Origin of the sequence: Brevibacterium sp. 50QC2O2 (assembly GCF_024580675.1) — a bacterium.
GTDB classification, from domain to species: Bacteria; Actinomycetota; Actinomycetes; order Actinomycetales; family Brevibacteriaceae; genus Brevibacterium; species Brevibacterium moorei.
Map to the genome: position 1 here is coordinate 117,021 of NZ_JANIJZ010000007.1, position 26,673 is coordinate 143,693.

Here is a 26,673-nt window from a genome sequence, read left to right on the forward strand (position 1 = left end):
CCGCCGGTGGCCGAAGGACGCCGCACTGGCGGCGTTCATCTGGCACAGCGATGGGAGAAGTCGGAATCAAGTTTCGCACATACGTCTTCGATCACGGCTCCAGGAACGCACCTGCGGCGACAGTTCTGGGATTCTATGAGCACTTGCCGAATCGGGGCCTTAACTTTCAGGACTCTCCACGATGACATTCGTCGCCTTCACGGTGGCGACTGCCAAAGATCCCAGCTGTAGGCCCAGATCGTCCAGGGCCTCGCGGGAGATCAGGGAGACCACCCGGTGTGGGCCCGCCTGGATGTCCACCTGGGCCATCACGGTGTCCTTCTTGATCCCCGTCACCAGGCCCACGAAACGGTTCCTGGCCGAACTCGCGGACTGGTGCACGCCCTCGGGAGCGGTGCTCAGCTCCTGGGCCAGCTGGGCCAGACCGGCACCGTCGACCACGGTCCGCCCCGATTCGTCACTGCCGTCCGGCAGGCGTCCCGCGGCGATCCAGCGCCGCACGGTATCGGGGCTGACGCCCAGCAGGTCTGCCGCCTGTGCGATCCGATAACAGGGCCCGTCAGTTCCGCTCATCGCGCACCCACTCCCCCGACTTGCCGCCGGACTTGTGCTCGACGCGGATGTCGGTGAGCACCGCGGCCTTGTCCACCGCCTTGATCATGTCGAACACGGTCAGGGCCGCCACGCTGACGGCGGTCAGCGCCTCCATCTCCACCCCGGTCTGCCCGGAGGTCTTGACGCGCGCGCTGATGTGGACGGCGGATTCCGCCAGCTCGAATTCGACCTCGACTCCGGAGAGCAGCAGGGTGTGGCACAGCGGGATGAGTTCGGGGGTCCGCTTGGCCCCCATGATGCCCGCGACCCTGGCCACCTGCAGTGCTTCGCCCTTGGGCAGGCCGCACGAGGAGATCAGCTCGATGACCTCCCGCGTGGTCCGCACGGTTCCCGTGGCCAGCGCCACCCGCTTGGTCTGTGCCTTCGCGGACACGTCGACCATCTGCGCCCTGCCCTGTTCGTCGATATGCGACAGGTTCACTGCCCCGTCCTCACTCATCCGATCCTCCACACGTCCAGTTCCTCTCCGGGCTCCACCCGGTCGACGCCCACCGGGATGATGGCCAGCGCATCGGCCCGCGCATAGGCCGCCAGCAGGTGCGAGGACGGCCCGCCCTGCAGGGTGACGGTGCCGTCCTCGCACAGCAGCGCCCTGCGCACCTGGGTATTCGCCACAGGCGAGGCCTCACCCGACTCCGCATTCAATCGCGCCCGCATGTGCGGCCGGGGCGCGATTCCGGGGGCGATGCCCAGGAGTGCGGGTCGGATGAACATCTCGATGGTGATGAGGGTGGACACGGGGTTGCCGGGGGCTGCGATCCACGGCAGTCCGGCCAGTCGGCCACAGCCCTGGGGTCCGCCCGGCTGCATGGCGACCGAGGCGAATGTCAGCTCGCCGCACTCGGCAGGTTCCGCACCCGCCGGCTCCGCGCCCGCGGCCTGCTCACCCGCTCGCTCGGCCTCGAGGTCCGCGGCCAGTCGGAGCACTTCCTTGGCTCCCTTGGAGATCCCGCCCATCGAGACCACCAGGTCGACGTCTGCCCGGATGGCGGCGATCCGGTCCAAGAGCAGGCGCGGGTCGTCTGGCACCCGCAGCACGTGGACGACCGTGGCGCCCGCGGCGTTCAGTGCGGCGGTCGCGGCGAAGGAGTTCGCATCGTAGATCTGGGCCGGGCCCCGCTCCTGCCCGGGCGCCACGACCTCGTCGCCGGTGGAGACCAGGGCGATGCGCACAGGCGCCAGGACGGGCACCTCGGCCAGGCCCACGCTGGCCAGCACGCCCAGCAGGGCGGGCGTGAGGACCGTTCCCGCGGTGGCGATCAACGCGCCCGGGGCCGTGTCGCTGCCCGCCGTGCGCACGAATCGCCCCGGGCTCAGCTGCGCATCGGCCCGCAGGCGCACGCTCTCCCGGTGTGCGAAGCCTGCTTCCGTCTCCTCCACCGGCACCACACAGTCCGCCCCGGCGGGGATGCGCCCGCCCGTCATCACGGGCATCGCATATCCGGGTTCCAGGGCCGGGGGCGGGCTGCCCGCGGTGACCATCGGCATGAGCGGCAACTCCGCCACCCCGCCGGCGGGCCCTGCGCCCGACTGGGCCCCGCCGGCGAAGGAGCTGTCCACCGCGAAACCGTCCATCTGGGAATTGTCGAACGGCGGGACAGCCAGCGGACTGTGCACATCATGGGCCAGCACCACGGGGGTGGGAGCGGCGGCCAGATCGGCGATCGACACGGTTTCGACCCGGCGCAGGACGTGCACCAGATCCCAGATCCGGGCTCGGTACTCCTCGACGCGCAGGGCGGGGGCAGGGGTCTGTGGCATGGCTCGATTCTATGCGGCCGGCCCGCCGCCGGGCAGCCTGTGCGCCGACGGGCCGGGTAGCGGCCCTGGCCGGCGCATCCCGTAGCCGGTCGCGACTTCGAAGGCGTGGGCGATCTGCAGGACGCCCGCGTCATCCCCCGGCGCGCCGATGATCTGCAGGCCCACCGGCAGACCGGAGGCGCTGAACCCGGCGGGCACACTCACCGCGGGACAGCCCGTGGCCGAGATCAACGTGGTCGCGTCCATCCAGGACAGATAGTCCCGCACCGGATGCCCGGCCAGTTCGGCTGGGAATTCCAGTTCCGCGTCGAAGGGCAGCACCTGGCTGGTCACGGTCACCAGCGCGGCATGGTCGGCGAAGTAATCCTGCACGGCCGCCCAGAGGCGGCCCCTGGCGTGGACCGCCGCGAAGATCCGTTCGGGGCCCAATTCGAGCCCGGCCCTGATGTTCCCCCGCAGCGCCGGCTTCATCTGATCGGCGTGCTCGGCCAGCAGGTGCCCGTAATTGAGGCCGAACTCGAAGGCGCGGGCCACAGCGAACACCTCGCCGGCGCACGACAGGTCGGGGACCGTCCCGTCCAGGTCAGCGCCCAGCCCGGCGAACACCTCGGCAGCGGTTCCCACAACGGCGGCGACCTCGGCGTCGACCTCCAGCAGGCCGCCCAGATCGGGGGCGAACCCGATCCGCCGTCCCCCAAGATCCGGTTGGAAGTCCGGCTGGGTGTACTCGGGCAGGTCGAATCGGCCCGGTTCGTGGCGGTCCGTCGCCGCCCGCGGGTCCGGTCCGGACACCAGGTCCATCAGCCAGGCGACGTCGCCGACCGTGCGCGCCATGAAGCCCGCCTGACTCAGCCACTCCCAGGGATTGCCGGGCAGGGTGTGCGGGATCCAGCCGTTGGACGGCCGCAGCCCCACCAGATTGTTGAACGAGGCGGGCATCCGCAGGGAGCCGCCGGTATCGGAACCGTCGCCCGCGGCCTGCACGCCCGCGGCGATCGCGGCCGCCGCGCCGCCGGAGGAGCCGGCCGCTGACCGGCTCGGGTCATAGGGGTTGACGGTGGTGCCGAAGAGCGGATTGAAGGTGTGGGCCCCGCAGGCGAATTCCGGGACATTCGACTTGCCCGTGCCGATCACTCCGGCCGCGTGCAGGCGCGCGACGATCAGCGCATCGCGCCGGGGCACGTTCTCCGCGAAGATCGGCGAGCCGTAGGTGGTGCGCATTCCCGCGGTATCGTGCGTGTCCTTGTGCGTCATCGGCACGCCCAGCAGGGACGGCAGCCCGGTGGTGTCGCCGCGCCGCCGCGCGATGTTCAGGCGGGCCTCGGCCGCCCTGGCCGAGGCCATCGACCCTTCGGCGTCCACGGTCACCACCGCGCCCAGCACGGGGTTGACCTCGGCGATCCGGTCCAGGTGGGCCTCCATCGCCTCACCGGCGCGCACGTCGCCGGAGCGCAATCCGCACGCCAGTTCGCGCAGGGACAGGTAGTCCAGTTCGGACGTCACTTCCGGCCGGCCAGGATGCCGATGCACGTGCCCAGCAGTGCGGCGCCGGCGCCCACCACGGCGCCCGCGAAGAACTCGTTCATTCCGCCGCGCGCGGGTGCCGCGGCAACGGGATAGGCGCCGAGCGGGGCGGGCACGGCTCCCGCGGGCGCTGCGGGTTGTCCCGCGGCGACACCGGCCTCGCCGCCGGAGGCGGCTGCGGCGGTTGCGGCACCGTCCGCGCCGGCGGCCTCGGCTCCGGGCGCGGCTTTGCCGGCATCGGGGCCGTCCTTGATCGCCTGGTCGATGTCCTTGAAGAACTTGGCCGCGATCCGCTTGGCCACCCCGGTGAGCATTCGCTGGCCCACTCCGCCGATCGCCCCGCCCAGGACCGCGTCGGCGCTCCAGGTGATGTCGGTGCCGCCCTGTGCGCCGGGGGCCATCTGCACGGTGACGTCCGCGCCGATCGTGCCGGGGCCGCCCTGGCCCTTGGCGGACATCACGAAGGACTCCGGCTCCTTCTCCTGGGAGAAGCCGACCGAGCCCTTGTAGGTGCCCTTGATCGCCGCGACCCCCATGGTCATGACAACGTCATAGGCTCCGGGGCCGGCGGGGGTCAGCGACTCCACGCCGGGGATCGTGCGCGCCAGCACCCACTCCGCGTGGAACGCATCCCAGGCGGTCTGCGGATCGGCTTCCATATGGGCAGTGGCGGTGATCTCCATGGTGTGATTTCCTTCTGTGCTCTAAGCGGTGATCGATACGGTGATGGTGCGGTGAGGACTGCGGGAGCCGGGCTGTGGGAGCCGCGCCGGAGCGCCGCAGCCGGAGCGCGTGGCCCCGGCGCTCAGGCCCGATGCAGACTGGGAACGGCGCCGGCCGCGTGCTTCCGGCGCAGCTCCCACAGGGTCGACGGGTCGATGGGCATGCTGCGGATCTCGAAGCCCTCGGCGTCCTCGATGGCCGAGGCGATGACGGAGACCACGGGGATCGCCCCCGCTTCGCCCGCGCCCTTGATCCCCAGGGGGTTGAGCGGGCTCGGGGTCTCCAGATGGTCCGTCTCGACCTTCGGGACCTCCGATGCGAAGGGCATGAGGAAGTCCATGAACGATGCGTTGAGCAGCTGGCCGTCGGCGTCGTAGGCCATCTTCTCGTACAGCGCCCCGCCCACTCCCTGGGCCACTCCGCCGTGCACCTGGCCCTCGACGACCATCGGGTTGATCATCGGGCCGCAGTCGTGGACCACGCAGTACTTGAGGATCGTGATGTCGGCCGTCTCCGGATCCGTCTCCACGATCGCGGCGTGCATGCCGTTGGCCACGGTCGAGCGCAGGGGCGAGAAGTAGTCCTGTTCCTCCAGGCCCGGCTCCTCCCCCGGCTTGATCGGCGGGGTGTTCGGATCGGCGGGCTTGGCGAACTGGGTCGCCTGTTTGGCGCTCTCGTCGAAGGCGTAGCGCAGCGGATTGGACAGCACCGCCACGGAGGCCAGCGGCATCGAGGCCGACGGGTCCCCCTTGACCTGGACCGTGCCGTCGACGATCTCCAGGTCCTCCGGGGACACCTCCAACAGGTCCCCGGCGATCTTCAGCGCCTTGGCCTTGACCTTCTTCGCCGTCACGTGCAGGGCGTTGCCCGCCATCACCCCGCCGCGCGAACCCCAGGTGCCCACGGAGTAGGGCATCTTCCTGGTGTCGCCCGTGGTGACGTGGACGGTGTCGATCGGCACGCCCAGTTCATCGGCGACGATCTGGGCGAACACGGTGGCGTGCGCCTGTCCCTGGGTGGTCAGGCCGGTCCACACATTGACCCGGCCGGAGGATTCGATCTCGATATGGCCGCCCTCATAGGGCCCGGCGCCCGTGCTCTCCACATAGGCGCCCATTCCGATGCCCACGTGGCGGCCCTCGGCCCTGGCCCGGTTCCGGTAGTCCTCGAATTCGTCCCAGCCGACCAGTGCCTTGAGCTTGTCCAGCGAGGTCAGGAAGTCCCCGGAGTCCAGGCATCCCTCGGCGCCGTCCTGCATCACCACGCCCATGGGGTGCGGGAATTCGCGCACGAAGTTGTTCAACCGCACCTGTGCCCGGTCCAGGCCCAGCTCATCGGCGATCGCGTCCATCGTGCGCTCCATCATGAAGGTCGCGTGCACGCGCCCGGCCCCGCGATAGGGGGTGACGATCACGCAGTTGGTGTAGAGCGACCACCATTCGACGTTGAAGTTCGCGATGTCGTAGGGACCCATGATGTGGGTGGAGGTGTTGAGCGGGACGATCACGCCATAGGGCAGATAGGCGCCGTTGTCGTGCCAGAACTTCACGTCCAGGCCCAGGATCCGGCCCTCGTCGTCGAAGCCCACGTGGACTTCCTGGATCTGGCCGCGCTCATGGGCCGATGATACGAAGTGCTCGCGCCTGTCCTCGGTCCATTTCACGGTCGTGCCCAGGGCGCGCGCGGCGCAGGCACAGGCCAGCTCCTCCGGCCACGGGTGGTTGATCTTCACGCCGAAGCCGCCGCCGATGTCGGGGGCGACGACCTCGACCTTGGTCAGCGGCAGGCCCAGCTTCGCGGCGATCGCCGCGCGCAGGCCCGATGCCGTCTGGGTCGAGGAGTGCAGCAGCAGGGTGCCGTCCTCGGTGTTCCATTTGGCGACCACGCCCTTGCCCTCCATCGGCATGCAGGCCGAACGGGACACCTCCAGTTCCAGCTCCAGGCTGTGCGGGGCCGAGGCGATGGCACCGGGTGCATCGCCGACGGTCTGCTGGTAGTGGGCCGCGACATTGTCCTCGATGCCCTCGTGCACAGCGGTCTGCGCCGCACGGGCCTGGTCGACTCCCACCACCGGGGGCAGGAATTCGTAGTCGACCGAGATCCGCCCGGCCGCGTCCTCGGCGATATAGCGGTTCTCCGCCACGACCATCGCCACCGGCTCGCCCACGAAGTTCACGTGATCGCGGGCCAGGGCGTACCCGGTCATGGGATTGACGATGGAGGGGTGGGGCAGCAGCATGGGCAGGCGTTCCGCAGCATCGCCCGGCAGGTCCTCGTGGGTCCAGATCGCCACGACCCCGTCGACGTCGATGGCGTCGGTGACATCGATGTCGACGATATTCGCGTGCGCGTGGGGGCTGCGGACGAAGGCCGCGACCAGGGCGCCGGCGCCCAAATCGTCGACGTAGCGGCCGTTCCCGGTGACCAGGCGCGGGTCCTCGCGGCGCTTGATCTTCTGCCCGAACATCCTGGTGGTCATTCGGCGCTTCCCTCCCCGCAGCAGCCCCCGCCGCAACAGCCGCCGCTCCCGGACGGCGCGCTGGAACCCGCGGCCAGGGCCTTGTCCTGTTCCTGCAGTTCGGCGGCGCGCTGCACCGCCTTGACGATGTTCTGGTAGCCGGTGCACCGGCACAGATTGCCGGAGACGACCTCGCGGGACTCCTCCTCCGTTGGGTGGGGGTTGTCCTTGATGAAGGCGTCGATGGTGGTGATGAAGCCCGGCGTGCAGAATCCGCACTGCAGGCCGTGGCAGTCGATGAAGGCCTGCTGCACGGGCGAGGGGTGCTCAGGATCGTTGCCGATGCCCTCGACCGTGGTCACCTCGTGGCCCTGTGCGCTGGCCGCGAAGACCAGGCACGAGCGCACGGGAACCCCGTCGAATTGGACCGTGCAGGCCCCGCACACCCCGTGTTCGCACCCCACATGGGTGCCGGTCAGCTCCAGGTCCTGGCGCAGCACATCGGAGAGCAGTTTGCGGTCGGGGACGTCCAGATCGTGATCGACGCCGTTGACGGTCAGTCGGATCCTGTTCAGCGTTTCGGCGCTCATGCCGCCTCCTCCGTTTCCCTTCCGGGGACGGCCCCGGAGATCAGTCCTGTGAAAACCCGACCGGCCATCACCCCGGCCAGGTGGCGCCGATAGTCCGCAGTGGCATGGATGTCGCCCACCGGATCGACGAACTCCTCGACCGCCTGTGCGATCGCGGGCACCAGGGCGGCGGCCTCGGCCCGCTGGGTCCCGGCCACGACACCGCCCAGGTCCAGGATGTCGGGCAGGTCGGTCACGGACACGAAGCCCGCCCGCAGCCCGGTCAACTCGCCGGTGTCCGGATCGGCGCTCAGGACCATGCCGACCCCGGCCAGGGCGTAGTCGCCGGTGCGCCTGGTGAGTTCGGCGAAGTCCGCCGACTGGCCGGGGGCCAGACCGCCGAACACCGCCTTGACGATGAGCTCATCGGATTCCAAACAGGTCTCCAACGGGCCCACATTGAGTTCGGCGGCCTCCAGGCTGCGCGTCCCCCTGCTGCTCACCACGTCGACGTGCCCGCCGGTCAGCGCCAGGATCATCGGCATCTCCCCGTTGGGGTCGGCGTGGGCCAGGGAGCCCACCGTGGTCCCCCGGTTGCGAATCGCGGGGTGGGCCACGCACTTCAGAGCCGCCCGCAGCACGGGCTGTGCGGCGTGGGCGCGCTCATCGTGTTCCAGCCGGGCATGGCTGACCAGGGCTCCCACCTCGACGTCGCCATCGTGCACGACGATGTCGGACAGTCCGCTGACCGCGGTGATGTCGATGAGGTGTTCGGGTGCCGCGAGCCGCATATTGAGCACGGGGACCAGGCTCTGGCCGCCGGCGATGATCTTGCCGTGGGCGCCGAACTCGCTCAGCAGTTCCAGGGTCTGTTCCACGCTCGTGGGCCGATGGATGGTAAATGGGGACGGCTTCATTCCTTATATCACTTGCCTCGTCGACTTCTTCCTTCAGTGTTTCCGATCCTGCCGGAGTTCCTCGGAAACCCGTTCCTCCAGGCCCTTCGAGCCGACGCTGATGGCGGTTCCACCGACATCGGACTCGGCCGCCTCCCTGATGTCCTTGGGCGCCAGCCAGCGCGCCACATGGTACATGACCAGCATCACAAGGGTGCCAAGGGCGATGCCCGAGAGCGTGAACGATTCGCTGAACTTCAGGCTGACGTCGCCGATTGCGATGATGATGCCGGCGGCCACTGGGACCATGTTGAGCGGGCTGGAGAAGTCGACCTTGTTCTCGATCCAGATCTTCGCGCCCAGCATGCCGATCATGCCGTAGAGCACGACGGTGATCCCGCCCAGCACACCGCCGGGCACGGACGCGATGAGCGCGCCGAACTTCGGGGAGAGCCCGAAGACGATCGCCACGATCGCGGCCACCCAGTAGGCGGCGGTGGAGTAGACCTTGGTCGCGGCCATCACGCCGATGTTCTCCGCGTAGGTGGTGGTGGGCGAACCGCCGACGCCGGTGGCCACCATGGTGGCCACGCCGTCGCCCATCACCGCTCGGCCGGTGTACTTGTCCAGCTTCTCGCCGGTCATCTCCTCGACCGCCTTGACGTGGCCGACGTTCTCCGCGACCAGGGCGATGATCGCCGGCAGCATGACGACGATGGCGGCGGCGTTGAATTCGGGGAGGTGGAGGCCCACCACGCCGGCCGCCTCATCCGATACCGGGGGCAGGCCGATCCAGGGCGCGGACTGCACGCCGGACCAGTCGATGCGGAAGTGCTCGGTGACCTCGCCGGCGCCCGCGTCGAAGGAGGTGATCTTGCCGAACACCGTGTCGAACAGCCAGGAGAGCAGGTAGCCGAAGATCAGGCCGAGGAACACCGCGACCCTGCCGATGAATCCCTTGATGCACACGGAGAACAGGATGATGAACGCCATCACCAGCAGGGCGACCCACTGGTCCTGGGGCCAGTAGGTGTTGGCCACCACGGGCGCGAGGTTGAAGCCGATGAGCATGACCACGCCGCCGGTGACGACCGCGGGCAGGACCCGGGTCAGGGCGCTGGCGCCGATCCAGTGGATGAAGGCGCCCACCAGGGTCAGGACGGCGCCGGAGACCAGGATCGCGCCGGTCACCTGTGCCGGGCTGCCACCCTGGGCGGTGACCGTGGCGGTGCCGCCCACGAAGGCGGCCGAGGTGCCGACGTAGCTGGGGACCTTCCCGGAGACGATGAGCAGGAAGATGATCGTGCCGAAGCCGGACATCATCACGGCCAGCTGTGGGTTCAGCCCCATGATGACCGGGAACACGAAGGTCGCGCCGAACATCGCGAACACGTGCTGGAAGCCCAGTCCGATCGTGCGCGGCCACGTCAGTCGCTCACTGGGGGCGACCGCGTCGCCGGGGGCGATCGTCTTGCCGTCGCCGTGTAGTTTCCAACCGAATATCGCCATGCTGTGCTCCTTAGCCGGTGGCGCCGAGGTGGGGGTTCCGTTATTGACAGGCCGCGCCGTATCCCACACTCTAGGACAGCCGTGAGGCGCAGGTCACAGATAGATATGCCAAAGACGAATGGTGTCCGCAGGCAAGGTTTGCTCATACGAGCGCGGTCATTTACTCGCGCTTAACATTGCGGGCGCCGGGGTCGGCGGCCGCACCGGCCCTGCCGGCCGACCGGTCCGTCAGCCAGCGGCCCAGGTGGTACATCACCAGCACGACGATGGTGCCCAGGGTGATCCCGGACAGGGTGAATGTCTCCGAGAACTTCAGGCTGACATCGCCAATGGCGATGATGACGCCCGCGGCGATCGGCACCATATTGACCGGCCGCGCGAAGTCGACCTTGTTCTCGATCCAGATCTTGGCCCCCAGCAGCCCGATCATGCCGTACAGGACGACCATGATCCCGCCCAGCACGCCGCCGGGCACCGATGAGATGAGCGCGCCGAACTTCGGGGAGAACCCGAAGAGGATCGCGATACCGGCCGCCGCCCAGTAGGCGGCGGTTGAGTAGACCCTGGTCACGGCCATCACGCCGATGTTCTCCGCATGGGTCGTCGTCGGGGAACCGCCGACCATGGTGACGACGGCCGTCGCCACCCCGTCGCCGACGACCGCCCGCCCGACGTACTTGTCCAGCGGCTCCCCCATCATCTCCTCGACCGCTTTGACGTGTCCGACGTTCTCCGCCACCAGGGCGATCACCCCCGGCAGCATGACGATGATCGCCGCCGCGTTGAAGACCGGCAGGTGGAAGCCCACGACCCCGGCCGCGGCATCCGTCATCGGGGGCAGCCCCAACCAGTCGGCCGCGTACACGGAGGACCAATCGACCCGCCAGTGCGTCGTCGCCTCTCCTGCGGAGGAGCTGAAGGAGGTGATCTGGCCGAACGCACGGTCGAACACCCACGACAGCAGGTATCCGAAGACCAGGCCCAGGAGGACCGCCATCCGGCCCAGGAATCCCTTGGCCACGACGGCGATGACGATGGTGAAGAGCATGACGATGAGGGCGATCCACTGGTCCTGGGGCCAGTAGGTCCTGGCCACCACGGGCGCCAGGTTGAAACCGATGAGCATGACGACCCCGCCCACCACCACAGGCGGCAGGACCTTGGTCAGGAACTGCGCGCCGACCAGGTGGATGAAGACGCCGGCAAGGGCCAGGACGATGCCGGCGACCATGATCGCACCGGTCACCTCCTGCGGCATCCCGCCCTGGGCGTGGACCGCCGCGACGCCTCCGACGAAGGCCGCGGACGTTCCCAGATAGCTGGGGATCCGGCCCTTGACGATGAGCAGGAAGATGATGGTGGCGACCCCGCTCATCATCACCGCCAGCTGCGGGTTGAGCCCCATGACGATGGGGAAGATGAACGTGGAGCCGAACATCGCCACCACGTGCTGCGCTCCGAAGCCGATGGTCCGCGGCCAGGTGAGGCGCTCATAGGTCTTGACGACCTCACCCTGTTTCACATGCTTGCCATCGCCATGGACGGTCCAACCGAATATCGCCACGAATGCTCCCGGGTTCTTCATCACCATTGATCGAACGAAGGTCTCACACCCCAGGCTATGTGGTGTGAACCACTGCCGAACCCACAGATTCTGCCAAAGACGGCCCGGTCGGCCCTATGGAAGTTTGACGATCTGCAGGGCGAGTTCGACGGCGAGCCGCAGGTGCGGATCACGGGTGAATGGACCGATCATGCGTTCGAGTTTGGTGATCCGATAGCGCAGCGTGTTGTAGTGGAAGAACAGCGCCCTTGCCGTCTCCGCGACGTTGAGATTGTGGTCGAGCAGGGCCTGCAGGGTCTCCCGCAGGTCCGCGTATTCCGGTTTGTCATCGCCGGCCAGCACGCCCAGGGTCTCCTGGGCGAAGGCGCGCAGTTCCTCCTTCTGCCCCACGTGCAGCAGCAACCGGTAGACGCCCAGTCCGTCGAAGTGGCTGAAGTTGTGGCCGGCCCCCAGCTGACGCCCCACGTCCAGGGCCCTGGTCGCCTGCTGATAGGCATCGGCCAGGTCGACGACGTCCGCGGTGGGTCGTGAGATCCCCACGGAGAACTCCCTCCGGCCACCGCCGCCGCGCCCCCGCACCGCGGTGGCGTAGGCGCGCACCCGCTCGACGATCTCGTCGCGGTCGGCCGCCGCCAGCAGCAGGATCACCTGATCGCCTGACCCGACGACCGCCGCATGGGGATCGTCGGCGGAGACCACAGAGGACCAGGCGCGGGCGAACAGCGTCTGCAACTGGGACAGATCGTCGGCGGCCACGCTGTCATCGCTGGGATCGGCCTCGGCGACGACCACGTTGAGTTCACGGTCCAGGTCCCATCCCAGGGACTTCGCATGTGACACCGTGCGCTCCGGGGACGCGATGTGCCCGCGCAGCACTTCGAGCACGAAGTCGCTGCGGTACTTGCTCTCCACCGCCGCCACCGACTGCTCGCGGGCCAGCACCAGGGCGGCGGCCGCGGCCGCCTGCTCCAGCACCCGGAATTCGACGTCCCCCGGGGTCCGGTCGGAGAACGCCACGATCCGGCCCAGCGTCCGCTCGTCATCGAGGATCTGACAGTTGCCCCAGAACACCTGCCCCTGGGACCTGGCCGCCCTGGCCGGCTCGTCCTCGACGATGAACCTGCCGGATTCGTCGAAGCAGCTCAGGCCCAGCAGGCGTTCGCGTTCGGCATCTGATTCGGCCACCATCGCCTTGAGGCGGCCGTCCAGGGTGGTGACGGCCGCGGCGAAGCCGATGCGCTCGATGAGCATCCGGCACACGTCCGTCAGGTCGCCACCGCCGACGACCACGTTGACCAGTTCCCGCATGGTGTGTTCGGCCAGCCGGATCATGGCCACGCCCCGGCTCAGGCTCGAGGAGAGCACCTCGTGCATGATCTCGTCGAATCCCACGCCCTCGCCCAGCTCCAGAATGGGCAGGGACAGGCGTTCGGCCTCGGCCAGCGCCTGCGGCGGGATCCGGTCGATATAGCGGCCCGGTTTGATGCACAGGGCAGAGACCCCCGCCGCTTCGACGCGGCCCAGCAACTCCACCAGGGCGTCGGGGGCCTCCCGCAGCGGATATCCGGTGGTCAGCAGGAGTTCGCGCGGTTTGACCCAGGGGAGGATGTCGGGGACCTCCATGACATTGGTCTTCTCGACCAGCCGGTCCAGCCCCGCGCGACCGGCGACCACGGTGCAGCCCCGCATGCTGGGCAGCTGAAGCACTTCGCGGACCGTCAGCGCCACCGTTTCGACACCCTCGAGCTCGAGTAGCATTTCTTGCTGCAAATCGGGCCTCTTCTTGGCATCGTTTGACATGCTTGGACCCTAGCAGCCCGCGATAACCTGGGAAAGTGAGGTCCAGATCACTTATCATCCCGGCGGCGGCCTCCCCCCTGCCCTTTTCGACCCCGCCGACCCCGAGTCCGGTGGCCGGGGCCCCAGTTGCCGGCCGGCCCCGCACGGTCCGGTCGGAAGCCGTGCTGCCGGGTGCCGTTCTGCAGATCTTCGGCACCGGCTTCTACGTCTGCACCACCGGACCGTGCCCGCGCGTGCTGCCCGTCCTGGGCCCCGGCGCCCTCGAGCTGCCAACCGGACTGCGCTGCCCCGGACTGGACCACCGGCACCTGGCCGGAATCTCCACCGGCGATCCGGTCCTGGTCCACACCGACCGGACAGGGCTCGTGCGGGCGTTGGAGACCGACGGCCTGCAGCTGCGCGCGGCCCGCACCTGGCGGCCCACCAGGATCGCCCGTCGGCGGGTACAGCCGGTGGCCGCCCGCCCTTCGCCCGCCGCGGCGCCACGGGCCGCAGCCGGCGGGGCCGCCGAAGTGCTCGCGACGATCGCCGCACACACCGGGCACTCCGACCTGGCCCGCCGGGGCCGGGAACTGCTGGCCGCCCTGACCGAGCGGTCCCCTGCCCTGACCTCCGCCGTGCACCACCTGCTGGGCTTCGGCCCCGGCAGCACGCCCTCGGGCGACGATCTGCTCTGCGGCGTCGCCCTGGCCCTGCGCGCCGGCGGGCAGGACAGCGCGCTGGCGCTCCTGCGCGAACACCTGCCTGGCCCCCTGCTCTACGCGCGCACCCCGGCGCTGTCGGCCTCGCTGATCGAAGCCGCCCTGGCCGGCTACTGCCTGCCGCAGACGGCCCGCGCGATCGCCTCGCTCGCGGATCTCACCGACCCGGAACCGGCCCTGCAACTGGTCTCCGGGATCGGCCACAGTTCCGGATACGACCTGCTGCTGGGAGCGGCCCTGGCCCACCGGGCCCGCGGCGCACCGGAGGCTCCGGCGGACCCGGCCACCGCGACCGCGCGCGCCGCCCCGTGAACCGCACCAGCGCATCCTGCACTACCAAACGTCCACGTCCATCCACCCCGATCGAAAGGGACAAGCCCGTGCCCGAACTCCTCGACGTCAAAGCCGGCCTCTACTTCGACTCCGTCGCCCTCATGCAAGTCTCGACCCGGGTCAAGCAGACCACGGAGGGAATCACCGATGCCCTGATCGGCATGGGCACCGAACTCAACCTGGAACTGATGCGCGGGGTGGGCTTCACGGTACCCGCCGACGTCACCCCGAACGACCTTGTCATCGCCCTGCGCGCCACCGACGAGGACACCCTGGCCGCCGGGCGCACCGCCGTCGACTCGGCCTTCGCGGAACTGACCGCCGCGGCGAAGTCCGCCGGCGGTCTCGGCGCGGGCGTCCAGCCCCCGTTGACGGTCGAGTCCGCGGTGGACCGGGCCGGCGCCAACCTCACCGTGGTATCCGTGCCGGGCGCCTACGCCGGGATCGAGGCCAGGGCCGCCCTGGACGCCGGCAGTTCCGTCCTGCTGTTCAGCGACAATGTCGACGTCGCCACCGAGGTCGAACTCAAGCGCTACGCCGGCGAGCGCGATCTGCTGCTGATGGGCCCCGATTGCGGCACCGCGATCATCGGCGGCGCGGGTCTGGGCTTCGCCAACCGGGTCGCCGCCGGCTCCTTCGGCATCGTCGGGGCCTCTGGCACCGGGTCCCAGCAGGTCTCGACGCTGCTCGACGCGGCCGGTGTGGGTGTGAGCCATCTGATCGGCACAGGCGGACGCGATCTGAGCGCGCAGGTCGGCGGTCTGACGACCAAGCAGGCGCTGCGCGCCCTGGCCGCCGATCCCGCCACCGAGCACGTCGTCGTCGTGTCCAAACCGGCCGATCCGCAGGTCGTGGCCGAGGTCGAATCCCTGGCCGCCGAGCTGGGCCTGGCGGTCAGCTGGGCCGTCTTGGGCCCGGACTCCCCCGATCTGACGGCCGGCGTCGAGCACGCCCTGGCCGCGGCCGGACACCCCGCACCCCGGTGGCCGCGCTGGCTGCCGGAGAGCACCACTGCGGCCGGAGACGTCGCCGGCCCGCTGCGCGGTCTGTTCTGCGGCGGCACCCTGGCCGATGAGGCCATGCTGATCGCCGCGGCCGGGCTGGGCCCCATTCCCTCGAACATCCCGCTGGCCGGCGCCCCGCGCATCGACGGCGCGCGGATTCCGGCCACCGGTCATGCCGTGGTGGACTTCGGCGACGACGCCATGACCCAGGGGCGCGCCCACCCGATGATCGATCCGGGCCTGCGCCTCGAGGCGATCCGCGCCCAGGCCGAACACGCCGGCGTCCTGGTGCTGGATCTGGTGCTGGGCCATGGCGCCCATCAGGACCCGGCGGCTGATCTGGCCGCGGCGATCTCGGACGCCAGGGCCGCCGCGGCGGACTCCGGCCGGAACCTGCCGGTGGTCGTGAGCCTGTTGGGCACGCCCGCCGATCCGCAGGACCTCGCCGCCACGGCGCAGACGCTGGTGGCCGCCGGGGCCGAGGTCTACGCCTCCAATGCACAGGCCGTGCGTCGGGCGCTGGAACTGCTGGGCGTCGCGTCCGCGCAGCCGGCCGCAGCCGCGCCGGCCGGGTCTGCGCCGGCTGCCGCCGGTGCGGAGTCCGCCCTGACCGCCGCGGCCGAGGCCGCCGGCCCGGCGCTGCACGGCCTGCTCGACGGGGAGCCCACGGTCGCCACCGTGGGCGTGGCGCTGTTCGCCGATGCCCTGCGCGCCCAGGCCGTCGACGTCACCGAGGTCCCCTGGCAGCCGCCGCTGGGCGATGCCGCCGCGATCTACCGGGTGATGTCCGATCCCCGGAGACTGGCGGCGAACCAGGAGGCGCTCGAGCGGATCCTGAATGCCGGAGCGGAACTGGTGGGTCTACGGCCCGCCCGCGAATGCCTGGGCCTGGCGGACAACGAGTTCCTGCACTCGGGCCCGCCGCTGCAGTGGGAGAACGCCTCGGGCCCGATGCGCGGCGCGCTGGCCGGCGCAGTGGTCTTCGAGGGCCTGGCCGATACCCTCGAGGAGGCCGAGGCCGGCCTGGCCGACGGCCGCTTCACCATGGCCCCGTGCCATTCGCGCGATGCGGTGGGCCCGATGGCCGGCGTGGTCAGCCCCTCGATGTGGATGTTCGAGCTGCGCGACCCGGTCTACGGCGGCCGCGCCTACTGTTCGCTCAACGAGGGCCTGGGCAAAGTGCTGCGCTACGGCGCGAACAACGACGAGGTGCTCACCCGGCTGCGCTGGATGCGCGATGTGCTGGGCCCTGTGTTGGGCGCGGCGGTGGCCGCGCACGGTCCGATCGACACGAAATACTATGTCTCCCAGATGCTGCAGTCCGGCGATGAGGGGCACAACCGCAACCGCACGGCGACCCTGCTGTTCCTGCGCGATCTGATGCCCGATCTGCTGAACCTGGACGGCTGGGAGTCCTCCGATCTGGCCGAGGTCTGCCGCTTCCTGGGCGCCAACGACTACTTCGCGCTCAACCTGGTGATGCCCACCTGCAAGCTCGCGATGCACGCGGCCAAGGGCGTGGCCGGTTCGTCCATGGTCGTGACCATGGCGCGCAACGGCACGGAGTTCGGCGTGCAGCTGGCCGGCACCGGTGACACCTGGTACACCGGTCCCGCGCAGATCGCCGAGGGCCTGTTCCTGGGCTCCTACGGACCCGAGGACGCGAACCCGGACATCGGCGACTCCGCCATCACGGAGACCGCCGGGATCGGCGGCCTGGCCATGGCCGCGGCACCGGCCGTAGTGCGCCTGGTGGGCGGGGACGTGCCCTTCGCCGTGGAGACCACGCAGCGGATGTACGAGATCACCCTGGGCGAGCACCCGGTCCACCAGATCCCGATCCTGGAGTTCCGCGGCGTGCCCTCCGGCATCGACATCGTCAAGGTGCTGCGCACGAACGTGCTGCCGCAGATCAACACGGGCATGGCCGGCCGGGTCGCAGGTGTGGGCCAGGTGGGCGCCGGGCTGGTCAATCCCCCGCGCGAGTGCTTCACCACCGGCATCGAGACCCTGGCCCAGCGGGCCTGAGCCAGCGCCCGGGGTCGGGTTTCCGGCCCGGCCCCGGGGTCGCCGGCCCGGTCAGTGGATCGGGCCGACGGAATCCTTCAGGCTCCCACCGGTGTGGCCGGCTGCCGCGCCGATCACCTCGGCGAAGATCGACACGGCCGTGGCCTGCGGGGTGCGCGCACCCAGGTCCAGGCCGATCGGCGCGTGGATCCGGGCGATGTCCTCGGCGGCCACCCCGGCCTCGGCCAGGGCCTGAACGCGCAGGGCGTGCGTGCGCCGGCTGCCCAGCGCGCCGATGTACGCCGCGGGCGATGCCAGGGCCTGGGCCAGCACGGGCACATCGAACTTCAGGTCGTGGGTGAGCACCGCCACCACGGTCGAGGCCGCGACCCGCCCGGCGTCCACCTCGGCTGCCAGATAGCGGTGCGGCCAGGCCACGACGACCTCGTGGGCGGCGGGGAAGCGCGCGGCGGTGGCGAACACCGCGCGGGCGTCGCAGACGGTCACCCGGTAGCCCAGGAACCGGCCCAGTTCGGCCAGGGCGGCGGCGTAGTCGATCGCGCCGAAGACGATGAGCCGCGGCTGTGCCGCCGAGGCCGTGACCAGCACCCGCGGTCCGTCCGCGGGCTGCAGGACCCGGGTGGCGCCGGTGCCGATCAGGTCGGTGGCCAGAGTCCCGATCCGGGCGTCGAGCCCCGAGTCCCCCAGGGTCCCTGCGGCGGCGCCTGGACTCGCGGAACTGTCCGCGGCCCCGGGCGCACCACCGGGCCCGATCCGCATGAGGTGCGGTCCCGCCGGATCGGGCTCACCGGGCCCGGCCGGCAGCCGCACCGCCAGGGCGCTCGGGCCGCCCGCCCGGCCTGCCGCCAGATGGGCTGCCAGGGCCTCCCGGTCGCCGGGGCCCAGCGCGGTGACGAGCACGTCGAGCTTGCCGCCGCAGGCCAGGCCCACCGCGAAGGCATCGTCGTCGCTGACCCCGTAATGGGCCAGGGCAGCGCCTCCTGTGCGCTGGACGTCGAGCGCCAGCTCGTGCACCGCGCCCTCCACGCAGCCGCCCGACAGGCTGCCGACCACCTGCCCGTCGGCGGCCACGGCCATCAGCGCCCCGGCCGGCCGCGGTGCCGAGGACCAGGTCTGCACGACCAGGGCCAGGGCGAAGGGCCGGTCCGTGTGCAGCCAGTCGAGCAGGGTGCCGGCGAGTTCGGCTGTGCTCGGATCCGTGCTCGGACCCGCTTCGCCGCCCGGGGCAGCCCCCGGAGCAGTCCCCGGTGTGTTCGCAGTGCTCATCGCATCTCCCTCTCCATCGCGATATGGGTGCAGGCCCGCTGCCAATCGGCCACCGTGGTCGCGGGTATCAGCGCATCGCTGTAGCGCTGGGCGATCCGCATCCCGCGGATCTCGGGGGCGAAGCCGGTGCGCCCGGCCCGCGGGTTGATCCACACGAAGTGCCGCGCCAGCCGGCCGATCCGGCCCGCCGCCGCCTCCAGCCCGGCGCAGTCCCCGCGCTCCCAGCCGTCGCTGATGAGGACGAACACGCTGCCGCGCACGGCCTCGCGCCACCGGGAGTCCACCAGCTCGTGCAGCCCGTCGCCCAGCCGGGTGCCCGAGGCCAGATCCGGGATGGCGCGCTGAGCCGCCGCCACCCCGCCCGGCCCGGTCAGCCGCGGGCTCAGGTGCGTCAGCCGGGTGCCAAGGGCGAAGGCGCGCGCGTCGATCTCCACCACTGCCCGCTGCATGAAGCGCAACAGCGCCGGCAGCCATTCGTCCATCGAAGCGGAGACATCGGCGACCACGATCACCGGGCGGCGCCGGACCCGGGGCCGGGCGGTGGGCAGTCGGTCCAGTTCGCGTCCGCGGGCCAGCAGCCGCAGGGTCCGCCGCTCATCCGGCGTGCCCCGCGGCGCAGGGCGGACGCGGTGCGAGCGCCGCCGGGGACTGCGCAGCTCCAGCCGCTCCATCAGGGCCAGCGCCTCGCCGGCCAGTTCGGAGGCGCCCAGGTCGACGTGGCGCAGCAGTTCGGTGCGCGCCGCCCTGGCCTGCGGCACGATGGGCCCCGCGCCCTCCTCCCCGTCCTGCCCGCCGGCGCCCTCCTGTGCCGTGGGGACCCGGACCTCGTCCGGGGTCGAACGCGGCAGCCGGCGGCCGGCCAGGCCGAAGTAGCGGTCGAAGACGCGGTCGTGTACGGCCGGGTGCTCCCGCTGTGAGCACATGATCGTCCGGGACGCGGCGCGCACCTGCGCCACGTCCAGCGGGTCCACCAATGCCACAGCGCGCAGCAACAGGCCCACTCTGGTGGGGTCGGCGGCGAGCCCCTGGGCGCGCAGCGCTGCGGCGAAGTCCGTGAGCACCCGGGCCAGTTCAGGCACCGCCGGTCACGCCCAGGACCTCGCGCGCCACGGGGATGTCTGCGGCGTCCTTGACCACCGCGGACAGACTCGCCCGCAGCGCCGGCTCGTCCAGTTCGTCCACCCGCAGGGCGTGCAGGGCGCGCAACCAGTCGATCGTCTCCGAGGTCCCCGGCGGTTTGAGCAGATCGGCCGCCCGCAGGCGCCCGGCGGCGGCGACCACGGCACCGCGCAGCCCGCTCGCGGCATGTGGGACGTGCAGGGCCAGCACCTCGCGTTCCCGCTCGGGGCCCGGCTGGTCGAACCAGTGGTAGAGGCAGCGGCGCTTGAGCGCATCGTGGACGTCCCTGGTCCGGTTCGAGGTCAGGATCACCACCGGCGGCACCGCGGCGCGCACGGTGCCCAGTTCCGGGATCGTCAGGGACCAGTCGGAGAGCACTTCGAGCAGCAGGGCGTCGAATTCGTCGTCCGCCCGGTCCAGTTCGTCGATCAGCAGCACCGCCCGCCCGCCCGCGGCGCCGGCAGCCACGGGCGCGCCGGCCTGCAGGGCCTTGAGGATGGGCCGGGCGACCAGGAAGCGCTCGCGGTGCAGTTCGTCTTCGATGCCGGCGGCCGCCAGTGCGGTCCCCGTGCTCGTGGCCTGGGCCTCCAGGGTGCGCACGTGCAGGATCTGCGCGGCGAAGTCCCAATCGTAGAGGGCGTGGGTGGAGTCGAGGCCCTCGTAGCACTGCAGGCGGATCAGCGGTCCGCCCAGAACCTGGGCCAGGGCCCGGGCCAGGCTGGTCTTGCCCACCCCCGGCACGCCCTCGCACAGCAGGGGCCGGTCCAGTTCCAGCGCCAGGAAGCAGGCGGTGGCCACCGCGTCGTCGGCGATGTAGCCGGCGGCCGCCAGCGCCCGGCGGCAGGATTCGGGACCGTCGAGCGGGGTGTGTTCTGATCGTTCCGTCATGCGCGCTCTCCTCTGGCCCGTCCGGCATCCTCGCGCGGGTCGGCCCCCTGTCCCCGGGCGGGTAGCGCTGCGGGCAGCCGCAACCCTGCGGCAGCCGCCTGCTCCGGTGTGTCGATATCGGCGTCCCCGTGCACGCCGGGCGCCAGCAGATCGGCGCATTCGACCAGGTTCACGGCGGCGGGTGCCACGGCGGCGAACAGTCCGCGCGCGCCGGCATCGCCGTGGCAGGCGGTGATGGCCGCCGGGATGTGCGCTGCGCCGATGGCCACGGGGTGTCCGGGCACGCCGTTCCACAGCGCCCGGGCCAGCTGCCCGGGGTCCGTCTGTGCGGCCAGGCGGGCCAGGGCCTCGGCCGGGACGTGGGGCAGGTCGAGCAACATCACCAGGGCCCCTGGCGCATCCGCCGGCACGGCGCGCAGGCCCGCGGCCAGCGAGCCGCCCATCCCGGAGGCCCAGTCGGGGTTGTGGACGATCCGCGCACCGGCGGGCACCAGGTGCTCCACCCGCTGCGCGGCGGCGCCGAGCACCACGATCGGATCTGGATCCAGGTTCGGTTCCAGGGCGGCGGCCCGGCGGATCGACTCCACCTGGCAGGCCACCAGGGACCGGCCCCTATCGTCGCGCAACAGGCCCTTGGGCCCACCCATGCGGCGGCCCCGGCCCGCGGCCAACAGGACCACGGGGATCTGTGGATTCTTCGGTGTGACCATCGCCTCCATCCTAAGCGGCGCAGCTGGTGGAGGGGGTCGAGCGCCACCGACCGGGCCCGGCGTCCGCCGCTACGCCGTCACCACCGTGCCCGCGGTGCCGGCCACGGCCTCGGGCAGGGCGTCCAAGGAGGCGATCACGCCCATCGGCCCGCCGCCCTCGACGAAGCGCAGGACCGCCTCGACCTTGGGGCCCATGGACCCGGAGGCGAAGGTGCCCTGGGCTGCGATCGCGCGCAGTCCGGCCACGTCCACCTGTTCGATATCGCGTGCCTCCGGCGTGCCGAAGCCCGCGACCGCATAGGGCACATCGGTGGCGATGACCAGCCGGTCCGCGCCCACGGACAGCGCCAGCCTGGCCGCGCTGAGGTCCTTGTCGATCACGGCCGAGGCCCCGTTGTAGCCGGTGCCGTCGGGCACCACGGGGATGCCGCCGCCACCGGCGGCCACGACGATCCAGCCGGCGTCCACCAGATGGGTCACGGTGGGCGTCTCCAGGATCTCCTGCGGATCCGGCGAGGGCACGACGCGCCGCCAGCCCTTGGCCCCGAAGTCCTTCCAGACCTGGCCCAGCGCGCTCATCCGCGCGGCGTGGGCCGCGTCCTGGTAGGACCCGATCGGCTTGACCGGATCGTCGAAGGCCGGATCGTCCGGGTCCACCACGGTGCGGGTGACGAGCGCGGTGACGTGCTTGTCGATCCCGCGGGCACCCAGTTCCTTCTCGATCCGGTTGACGATCGTGAAGCCCAGGGTGCCCTGGGTCTGCGCCCCGCACCAGTCCAGGCTGACCGGTGGGAGCTCGACCGATGCCAGCTCGTTCTTGCGCATGATGTTGCCGACCTGCGGGCCGTTGCCGTGGGTGACGACCACCTCGTGGCCGGCCGCCACCAGATCGGCCAGGTGCACGGCGGCCCGGGCGATCGCGCGCCGCTGGGCGTCCGGTGAGGCGTCCCCGTCCGGCCCGGTCATGGCGTTGCCGCCCAGGGCCACCAGTACCCTCATCGCGTCACAGCCAGTCCACGGACGGCGCCTGGGACCCGTCGCCGGCCAGGGCCGCGAAGCCGGGCCCGCGGTCGAAGAACGGCTCCTCGCCGGTGCGTCCGGCTCGCATTTCGGCGCGCAGCGCGTCCGAGGCCGCGACGTCCACCGCGACATCGTCGCCGGTGCCGGTGATCACGACGCCGTAGGAGTCGTGCGCCCCGGCCACGGACACCTTGGCCCAGCGGACATCGCGCAGCACCTCGTCATAGGGCCGCTCCAGCGGGTCGCCCCAGCCGCCGCCGCCGGTGGTGCGGATGCGCACCACCTGGCCGGCCCTGATCGGCTCGTCGTCGGCCAGCGCCTCAACTTCGCGCTCCTCCGGGCCGCCCGGGTCGATGGTGACCTGGAAGGGCTTGCCCGCCAGACCGCCCTTGACACCCCAGCAGGCCAGGATGGACCTGTCGGCGATCGACATGAAGTGTCCGTCCTTGAGCATCCGGATGTGCTTCTCATAGCCCAGCCCGCCGCGGTAGCGGCCGGCACCGCCGGAATCCTGGGCCAGGCCCAGGCGCTCCACCAGGAAGGGGAAGCGGGACTCGGTGAACTCGGTGGGCAGGTTGCGGGAGTCGGGCACCACGTGGATGGTGTCCTCGCCGTCGGAGTAGTAGCGCCCGCCGGAGCCGCCGCCGAGCACTTCGCGCATCAGATAGTCGTTGCCGTCGCGGTCCTTGCCGTAGACGCCGGTGTAGCGGATCGTCTCCTGGTCCGCCGGCATCTGTCCGTCCACGGCCTTGGCGACCACGCCGGCCAGCACGCCCAGCAGGCGCAGGATGACGAAGGTGCGGGCGTTCGTGGGCCCGGGGAACACGGGGGTGAGCAGCGTGCCCTTCTCGGGGAAGCGCATCTCGATGAGCGGCACGATGCCCTCGTTGACGTCCAGTTCGGCCATCCGCTCCGGGGTGTCTGCCAGGTTGCGCAGGATCGGCGCCAGCCACTTCTTCAGGAAGTTCCCGCCCACGTAGTCGCCGCAGTGGTTGATCGGGCCCACAGCCTGGGCCGCAGTGCCGGTGAAGTCGATGATGAGGCGCGGGCCATCGCCCGGGCCGCCCGTCGAGGTCTTCGTCAGGGTGATCCGCTGGGTGTGCAGCATCGGATCGGAGACCCCGTCGTGTTCTGCGTAGTCCTCCCACACGTACTGTCCGTCGGGGATCTTCGAGAGGATCTCGCGCCGGTAGATCTCCGTCGTATTGTCCAGGATCGTGTCGAAGGCGGCCTCCACGGTGTCCACGCCGTAGCGGGTGAACAGCTCGGACAGCCGGCGGGCGCCCATCAGGCAGGCGGAGCACTCCGCGTCCAGGTCCGCCGCGATGGAGTCGGGCATCCGGGAGTTGCGCGTCATGATGCGCTGGGCGGACTTGTTCGGCACGCCCTGGTCCCACAGCTTGATCGGGGGGATCATCAGGCCCTCCTCGAACACGCTGGTCGCGGCCGAGGGCATGGAGCCCGGTGTCGCGCCGCCGATGTCGTCGTGGTGGCCGAAGGCCTGCACGAAGCACACGACCTTGCCGTCGGCGAACACGGGGACGGTCACGCACATGTCCGGCAGGTGGCCGATGCCGCCTTCGGATTCGTAGACGTCGTTGTGGAAGAAGACGTCGCCTTCCTTCATCTGGTCGATGGGGTAGTCACGCACCACGGGGTGGACCAGGGCGGAGTACGATCGGCCGGTCAGCTTGCGCAGCTGCCGGTCGTGGATGCCGGCGCGGAAGTCGTGGGCGTCGCGGATCATCGGCGAGCGCGAGGTCCTGGCGATGGCGGTCTCCACCTCCATCTCCACGCTGGCCAGGGTGCCCTCGACGATTTCGACGACGATCGGGTCGACCGAGGTCCCCTCCGGGGTCAGCCGTTCGCCGTGTTCGTACGGCGTCGGCAGGCCGGCGGGGTTGATCGGTTGGGCCTCGATGTAGTCCTGCAGGGCCTGGCCGGTCAGTGGTTCAAGGCCCAGCATGGATCCGGAGTCGGTGGGGGTCTGCACGGTGTTCTGCGCTGCCTGCATCACTTGGCTGCCTCCTGGTTTGCGCTGCGGGTGATGATGATGTTCGCCGCCTGGTCGATCCGGGCGGTGAAGCCCGGGTGCAGGGGCACGGTCGAGCCGAATTCCTCGATGATGGCGGGGCCGGTGATGACATCGCCGGCCAGCAGTTCGGGGCGCCAGTAGATGGGCGCTTCCACGAAGCCGGCCTCCGCGTCGAAGCACACGCCGCGTTCTCCGGTGCGGGCCCGCTCGTCGAGGGCCGCGGCCCCGGTCGCCGAGGCGATCTGCTTGATCTGCGGGCGGGTGATCGGGCCGATGCCGGAGACCCGGACGTTGACCCATTCGACTTGCTGATCGGCATTGCCCTCGAAGTCGTAGCCGTAGAGCCGGCGGTGTTCGGCGTGGAAGGCGTGGGTCACCTCGTCTGCCCAGTCGCGGGTGATCGCGCCGGAGGGGGCCGGCACCCTGACCTCGAAGGCCTGGCCGAAGTAGCGCAGGTCGACCGAGCGGTCGAAGCGGTGGTCGGCGGCGGCGAAGCCCTCGTTGTCCAGCGCTGCGGTGGCCTTGGTCTGCAGTTCGTCGAAGATCCCGGCGATCGTGTCGATGTCCAGGCCGATGTCCTTGGCCACATGGGTCTGCACGTAGTCGTTCTTCACGTCCACGGTCAGCAGGCCGAAGGCGGAGACGTTGCCGGGGTTCAACGGCACGACCACGCCGGCCAGGTTGAGGATGTCGACCAGGCGGCAGGCCAGCAGCGAGCCGGAGCCGCCGAAGGTCGCGAGCATGAAGTCGCGCACGTCCAGGCCGCGCTTGACGGAGATCTGGCTCAGGGCGTTCGCCTGGTTCCAGGCGCTGATCTCCAGGATGCCGGTGGCGGCCTTCTCCGTGGACAGGCCCAGCTTCGCGGCGATCTGCGCGATGCCGGAGCGGGCGGCGTCCGCGTCCAGCGGGATCTCCCCGCCGAGCAGGTGTGCGGGGATCCGGCCCAGGTACACGTGGGCGTCGGTGATGGTGGGCTCGGTCCCGCCGTTGCCGTAGCAGATGGGGCCGGGGTCGGCGCCGGCCGACTGCGGGCCGACCTTGAGCTGGCCCTCCGGGGTGGTCCAGGCGATCGAGCCGCCGCCGGCGCCCACCGTGACCACGTCGATCATCGGGATCTTCGAGGGGTAGACGCCGACGGAGCCCTCGGTGGTCAGTGCCGGGTCGCCGTCGAGCACCACGGTCACATCGGTCGAGGTGCCGCCGCCGTCGCAGGTCAGGACCTTGTCGAAGCCGGCTTCGCGGGCGATCAGCCCGGCTCCCAGGGCGCCGGCGGCGGGTCCCGAGAGCACGGTGGTGATGGGCTGGTTGACGACCTCGTCGGCGGAGAGCACGCCGCCGTTGGACTTCATGATGTAGAAGGGGATCGCGGCGCGCTTGCCGGCTGCGGTGCCGGTGTACTGGTCGAGGCGATCGTGGATGTTCGCCACGTACTTCGACACCTTGGGCTTGACGGCCGCATCGACCAGGGTGGTCATGGAGCGTTCGTATTCGCGGTATTCGCGCAGCACCTCGGAGCTCAGGGAGACGATGGCCCCGGGGTGCTCCTCGTGCAGGATCTGCCGCATCCGCTGTTCGTGCGCGGGGTTGGCGTAGGCGTGCAGGAAGTTCACGCCCAGGGTGGTGATGCCCTTGTCCTTGAACCAGCGCGCCACCGTGCGGGCGGCGTCCTCGTCGAAGGGGCGGACCTCATTGCCCTCGAAGTCCATCCGGCCGCCCACGGTCTTGACCAGGTCGGCCGGCACGATGCGGTCGGGCTTGACCCAGAAGTAGGAGTTGCCGTAGCCGTCGGGCACGGCCTGGCGGGCGATCTCGAGGACGAACTCGTAGCCCTCGGTGGTGATGAAGCCCAGGTCGCCGACCTTGCCCTCGAGCAACTGGTTGGTGGCCACCGTGGTGCCGTGGCTGACCGCCACGATGTCCTCGCCGTCCGCGCCCAACATGCCCAGCACCTTGTCGATGCCGTTGATGAAACCGTCGGCGGGGTTCGACGGGGTCGACGGAGTCTTGGTGGTGGTCAATTCCCCGGTCGCCTCGTTGAATGCGACGACATCGGTGAACGTACCGCCGGTGTCGATACCGATACGGATACGCGAACTGTGATTCGACATCTGAGTCCCTTCAGGCTGCTTTGTCTGCTGAGACTATTTTTC

General features: G+C 70.6%; 20 protein-coding genes. 2 read left to right on the top strand and 18 right to left on the bottom strand.

The genetic code is table 11. The features are described 5' to 3' along the window. Positions 1 to 159: 159 nt before the first annotated feature. The 11 genes from NQ038_RS07785 to NQ038_RS07835 form a co-directional block, all read right to left on the bottom strand. The gene (locus NQ038_RS07785; RefSeq protein WP_257049017.1) at positions 160 to 573 is read right to left on the bottom strand and encodes a molybdopterin-binding protein; all 414 of its coding nucleotides are present in this window, start codon (positions 571 to 573) and stop codon (positions 160 to 162) included. Next, positions 560 to 1,054 (bottom strand): cyclic pyranopterin monophosphate synthase MoaC, encoded by a 495-nt coding sequence (gene moaC / locus NQ038_RS07790; protein WP_257049016.1) that lies wholly within the window; start codon positions 1,052 to 1,054, stop codon positions 560 to 562. The genes NQ038_RS07785 and moaC overlap by 14 nt, the downstream gene beginning before the upstream one ends. Continuing rightward, positions 1,051 to 2,376, bottom strand: coding sequence for a gephyrin-like molybdotransferase Glp (gene glp, locus NQ038_RS07795; protein WP_257049015.1), 1,326 nt, complete (start codon positions 2,374 to 2,376; stop codon positions 1,051 to 1,053). The genes moaC and glp overlap by 4 nt, the downstream gene beginning before the upstream one ends. Before the next feature lie 9 nt (positions 2,377 to 2,385). Further along, positions 2,386 to 3,879 carry an amidase family protein gene (locus tag NQ038_RS07800; protein ID WP_257062315.1) on the bottom strand — a complete coding sequence of 498 codons (1,494 nt, stop codon included), beginning with the start codon at positions 3,877 to 3,879 and terminating at the stop codon, positions 2,386 to 2,388. After that, complete coding sequence (locus tag NQ038_RS07805; protein ID WP_257059035.1) at positions 3,876 to 4,583, bottom strand: carbon monoxide dehydrogenase subunit G; 708 nt, start codon at positions 4,581 to 4,583, stop codon at positions 3,876 to 3,878. The genes NQ038_RS07800 and NQ038_RS07805 overlap by 4 nt, the downstream gene beginning before the upstream one ends. Before the next feature lie 122 nt (positions 4,584 to 4,705). Further along, positions 4,706 to 7,102 carry an aerobic carbon-monoxide dehydrogenase large subunit gene (cutA, locus tag NQ038_RS07810; protein ID WP_257059033.1) on the bottom strand — a complete coding sequence of 799 codons (2,397 nt, stop codon included), beginning with the start codon at positions 7,100 to 7,102 and terminating at the stop codon, positions 4,706 to 4,708. Further along, on the bottom strand, positions 7,099 to 7,671 hold the full coding sequence (locus tag NQ038_RS07815) for a (2Fe-2S)-binding protein (RefSeq protein ID WP_257049011.1): 573 nt from the start codon (positions 7,669 to 7,671) through the stop codon (positions 7,099 to 7,101). The genes cutA and NQ038_RS07815 overlap by 4 nt, the downstream gene beginning before the upstream one ends. Next, entirely contained in the window at positions 7,668 to 8,567 is a 900-nt protein-coding gene (locus NQ038_RS07820) for a xanthine dehydrogenase family protein subunit M (RefSeq protein WP_257059031.1), read from the bottom strand. Before NQ038_RS07820 ends, NQ038_RS07815 begins: the two co-directional genes overlap by 4 nt. A gap of 33 nt (positions 8,568 to 8,600) precedes the next feature. Next, positions 8,601 to 10,055, bottom strand: coding sequence for a uracil-xanthine permease family protein (locus NQ038_RS07825; protein ID WP_257049009.1), 1,455 nt, complete (start codon positions 10,053 to 10,055; stop codon positions 8,601 to 8,603). 160 nt (positions 10,056 to 10,215) lie between these two features. After that, entirely contained in the window at positions 10,216 to 11,619 is a 1,404-nt protein-coding gene (locus NQ038_RS07830; protein WP_257062317.1) for a solute carrier family 23 protein, read from the bottom strand. A gap of 114 nt (positions 11,620 to 11,733) precedes the next feature. Next, positions 11,734 to 13,419: a PucR family transcriptional regulator gene (locus tag NQ038_RS07835; protein ID WP_257049007.1), complete on the bottom strand. Its 1,686-nt coding sequence runs from the start codon at positions 13,417 to 13,419 to the stop codon at positions 11,734 to 11,736. A 35-nt stretch (positions 13,420 to 13,454) separates the two neighbouring features. Here NQ038_RS07835 and NQ038_RS07840 point away from each other — a divergent pair, with 35 nt between their 5' ends. After that, the gene (locus tag NQ038_RS07840) at positions 13,455 to 14,432 is read left to right on the top strand and encodes a DUF2877 domain-containing protein (protein WP_257049006.1); all 978 of its coding nucleotides are present in this window, start codon (positions 13,455 to 13,457) and stop codon (positions 14,430 to 14,432) included. A gap of 68 nt (positions 14,433 to 14,500) precedes the next feature. Further along, positions 14,501 to 17,485, top strand: a complete 2,985-nt coding sequence (locus tag NQ038_RS07845) for a DUF1116 domain-containing protein (RefSeq protein WP_257059026.1) — start codon at positions 14,501 to 14,503, stop codon at positions 17,483 to 17,485. Positions 17,486 to 17,536: 51 nt separating this feature from the next. Here the strand turns inward: NQ038_RS07845 and NQ038_RS07850 are convergent, their stop codons facing one another. The 7 genes from NQ038_RS07850 to NQ038_RS07880 all read right to left on the bottom strand — a co-directional run bounded on the left by NQ038_RS07850 (position 17,537) and on the right by NQ038_RS07880 (position 26,631). After that, a complete protein-coding gene (locus NQ038_RS07850; protein ID WP_257062318.1) occupies positions 17,537 to 18,751 on the bottom strand; it encodes an XdhC family protein in 1,215 nt (404 codons plus the stop codon). Further along, positions 18,748 to 19,830 carry a VWA domain-containing protein gene (locus NQ038_RS07855; protein WP_257049003.1) on the bottom strand — a complete coding sequence of 361 codons (1,083 nt, stop codon included), beginning with the start codon at positions 19,828 to 19,830 and terminating at the stop codon, positions 18,748 to 18,750. The genes NQ038_RS07850 and NQ038_RS07855 overlap by 4 nt, the downstream gene beginning before the upstream one ends. Then, the gene (locus NQ038_RS07860) at positions 19,823 to 20,758 is read right to left on the bottom strand and encodes a MoxR family ATPase (RefSeq protein ID WP_257062319.1); all 936 of its coding nucleotides are present in this window, start codon (positions 20,756 to 20,758) and stop codon (positions 19,823 to 19,825) included. Before NQ038_RS07860 ends, NQ038_RS07855 begins: the two co-directional genes overlap by 8 nt. Beyond that, positions 20,755 to 21,468, bottom strand: coding sequence for an NTP transferase domain-containing protein (locus tag NQ038_RS07865; RefSeq protein WP_257059018.1), 714 nt, complete (start codon positions 21,466 to 21,468; stop codon positions 20,755 to 20,757). Before NQ038_RS07865 ends, NQ038_RS07860 begins: the two co-directional genes overlap by 4 nt. A 69-nt stretch (positions 21,469 to 21,537) precedes the next feature. Then, entirely contained in the window at positions 21,538 to 22,467 is a 930-nt protein-coding gene (locus NQ038_RS07870; RefSeq protein WP_257048999.1) for a carbamate kinase, read from the bottom strand. A 4-nt stretch (positions 22,468 to 22,471) separates the two neighbouring features. Beyond that, the gene (locus NQ038_RS07875) at positions 22,472 to 24,502 is read right to left on the bottom strand and encodes a hydantoinase B/oxoprolinase family protein (RefSeq protein ID WP_257062320.1); all 2,031 of its coding nucleotides are present in this window, start codon (positions 24,500 to 24,502) and stop codon (positions 22,472 to 22,474) included. Further along, positions 24,502 to 26,631, bottom strand: coding sequence for a hydantoinase/oxoprolinase family protein (locus NQ038_RS07880; protein ID WP_257059012.1), 2,130 nt, complete (start codon positions 26,629 to 26,631; stop codon positions 24,502 to 24,504). The genes NQ038_RS07875 and NQ038_RS07880 overlap by 1 nt, the downstream gene beginning before the upstream one ends. Positions 26,632 to 26,673: the final 42 nt, after the last annotated feature.